The sequence below is a fragment of the Candidatus Chordibacter forsetii genome (assembly GCF_964187505.1).
Taxonomy (GTDB): Bacteria; Verrucomicrobiota; Verrucomicrobiia; order Opitutales; family Seribacteraceae; genus Chordibacter; species Chordibacter forsetii.
In genome coordinates, this window is the sequence record NZ_CAXLML010000146.1 from 1 (window position 1) to 3,111 (window position 3,111).

Genomic DNA, 3,111 nt, shown 5'->3' on the forward strand with positions numbered 1-3,111 from the left:
TTCCAGAGCAGCATCTTCGGCCAGATTCGCAACCATTAGGCTATGGTGGTAAGTTCCTGGTGCCTCAACTTGCATACGGCGGAGCAAGGGATGATTATAGTCTGTTAATTCAAAGAGAGTAGCATCGGTGGCCACCTTGAATGCATTTTCAATCAACGGCATAGCCCCAAGAACAAGAGCTCCTGTAAAGACCGAAACTGCAAAAGAAGCAAGCGCATGGTTAACCGGGCTCATCCATCCACTACCCGAAGCAAAACCAATTCCCAGAGCAACAATAGCTCCCGTCAGACCAGCCATAGTGCCAGCCTTTAGAACACTCCCACGAAGGCGCACTTCCCGACAGAAATAGACACCAACCAGGGCGGTGCATAAGGAACCTACTAACATTTCAATGCCAATTTCCTGCATGGCTGCATGAAAGACACAGGTCATCATGGCCGTGAGTGTCGCCATACGCGGACCAACTGTGATCATTACAACCATCGGAGCAAATGCGATGGGGAGTAAGTAAGGCAACAATCCAATAAGGATTGGACTGGCACCGAACAGCTCGGTCTCTCCTAGTTCCATAATAAATCGGGAAACAGCCAAATTTGATACAATACTCAAGGCTACAATACTCGACCGAGGACCATCCTTCCAAAAACTGGGTAACACAAGGCGAACATAAACCACTCCAAATAAAAGCGTTACAAATGTCACAAATATACGCTTGGGTAATAGCACGCTATCCTTTAGGGCGAGGTCGAGGTACTCCTGGTACTTTTCTAAGTCTGCCGCAGTTACCTTCACTCCCTTACGCAATATATTTTCCCCTTCGCGAACAGAAATCACAGTGGGTTCCATCTCAGAAATTGCTCTTTTCTGAGCGGCCGTCGTAGCGGAACGATCAATTGATCGTAACCTCAAACCTTTGATCAAAAAAGCTCCTAAATTTGATGCCAAGCTATCACGCAATTCTTGAGCGGCAAAAGATATATTATCATCTGAAAATTCGACCAATTCCCCAAGTTTTAAAGTGTCGAAATCCTCAAGTGAAGTCGTTTCGGAATAATTGGCGTCAAGGGTCTGAATAAAGGTTGATAAAATCGGATATTGAATGGACAACGCTGACGCTAAATCATCCGGCGCATTTACTTTTGAACGATCGTAGATAACCAATTCATTAGTGAAGCTGATCATTTGAGTATTAATCCGAGAGGTTGCATTGGACTCAGCCAAAAACTTTTGATCCATTGATGGAAACTTTACTACCCCAGTAAGATGCAATTGGGAAAGTAACTTGTTACCCAAATCAAAAAATGGATAGCCCTGCATGGTTGATGAGAGAAGAATTGCACGACTTTCTCCCCCGGAAAGCACAACTTGAAATTTAACCTTTAATTCCTCAGCTAGGGATTGTAAGGCGATATCTCTGGAAACATCAGGCATTTCCAATACAGAAACGATACCCTCTCGCAACCGAACCATGGCTTTGGCAAAATTTTCTTCCCCAACAAAATCGCGGGTAAATTCTCTGGGCGTGCTACTCCTAATCCATTCCTCAGCTTCCTGCCTTCTCACATCGCTCAGATAGTTAAAGGTTCGGTCGCTGTAAATATTTTCAGGAGCAACTTCTCCTAAAGTACGTAACCCGGGAGGTTCTTGCCCAACAAAACAAATTAAAATGATAGTCAGTCCGAAGACCAAGGTTTGAGTAAGGTTTTTGCCCCAACTATTCCAAAAGGCAGCAATGCCTTCTGTGGGAATCGAGGCTTTTTCATCGTCTATTAAAACCCGCCTACGGCGACCACCCGACCGGCCGCTTTTGCGATTAATTTCGTTTTTTTCCTCCTTAGCCATTTGAACAACGATTATTGACTATCTTTTGCACCGTAGGCGGCAATGATCCGACCCACTAATGGATGTCTAACAACATCTCCATGATCAAATTCATGAAAATGCAGACCACCAACCCTGCTTAATATTCGTTTGGCCTCAACTAAGCCGGATTCATGCTTTACCGGCAAGTCCACTTGGGTAAGGTCGCCTGTTACCACCATCTTACTGCCTTCACCAAGACGGGTAAGAAACATCATCATTTGCGAACGAGTGGTATTTTGAGCTTCATCAAGCAAGGCAAAACATTTACTTAAGGTTCTACCCCTCATGTAAGCAAGGGGGGCAATCTCAACCACTCCGGTCTCCACAAGTTTTCTAGCCTCTACCGGCCCGAGCACCTCATCCATTGCATCATAAAGAGGGCGAAGATAGGGCAGGAGTTTTTCCTCCAAATCGCCCGGCAAAAACCCAAGGGCCTCTCCTGCCTCAACCGCAGGTCGGGCAAGAACAATCCTTTCGATCTCGCCCTCGAGTAAGGCGTGCAATGCAGCAATCATTGCCAGAAAAGTCTTACCTGTGCCCGCTGGTCCAATTCCAAAAACCAGATCATTTTTAAGAATAAGGTCTAAAAACTTACGCTGACCAAGGTTTCTCGGAACGACAGATTTCTTTCTTATTTGTAATCGAAGGGGACGGTTCAACAAATCTTTGAGTTCTTGGCTTTTTCCGGATTCCACTTTTTCCAAAAAACGAAGAAAATCATACTTTCCGTTTGCGAACCCCTGTGCCTTTGCAGATTCCAATAGGGCAAAAAACTCTTCACAACGATCAAGCCCGAGCTTCTCGCCCTCTAACTGCAAGATGTTTCCACGGGCAACTACTTTGACAGCGAGAGATTTTTCAACTGCCAGCAAGTTCTCTGGGTCCTCCCCATAGAGCCTGTGAAATTGACGTTCCGATTCAAATTCGATCGATCGATCAGGCATGGCTATACCAATGGATTAATTTGGGATTGGGCTCAGGGGAAAATTGTCATCAATTAGATGAAGATAAACTCGAGCGTTCGAAGAAGAGGATCATTAAAGAATTTAACAAACTTATAAAATATCGTTTATTACAGGGAGTTCGCAAGCATGGAATCCCATGACATAATGCTTCTTTCCAGTTGCCAAAATAGAACAATCCTTCATCAACAATCTTTTAATTTACAATTTTGATGAAAGTTTTGTTTGTTAGTCCTGAGGTTAATCCCATCGTTCGCACAGGCGGTTTGGGCGATGTCGTAGGAAG

2 protein-coding genes and 1 pseudogene are annotated in these 3,111 nt (G+C 44.6%); 1 reads left to right on the forward strand and 2 read right to left on the reverse strand.

Going from position 1 to position 3,111, the window contains the following annotated elements; all coding sequences use genetic code 11:
- Window positions 1–1,842: pseudogene (locus tag ACKPQ4_RS06345) on the reverse strand (hypothetical protein); the annotation flags it as partial.
- A gap of 11 nt (window positions 1,843–1,853) precedes the next feature.
- Window positions 1,854–2,807: a PhoH family protein gene (locus ACKPQ4_RS06350; protein ID WP_407680358.1), complete on the reverse strand. Its 954-nt coding sequence runs from the start codon at window positions 2,805–2,807 to the stop codon at window positions 1,854–1,856.
- Between the two features lie 230 nt (window positions 2,808–3,037).
- Between ACKPQ4_RS06350 and ACKPQ4_RS06355 the strand changes: the two genes are divergently transcribed.
- Window positions 3,038–3,111: glycogen/starch synthase (locus ACKPQ4_RS06355; RefSeq protein WP_407680359.1), on the forward strand; the 74-nt coding region annotated here is incomplete at its 3' end.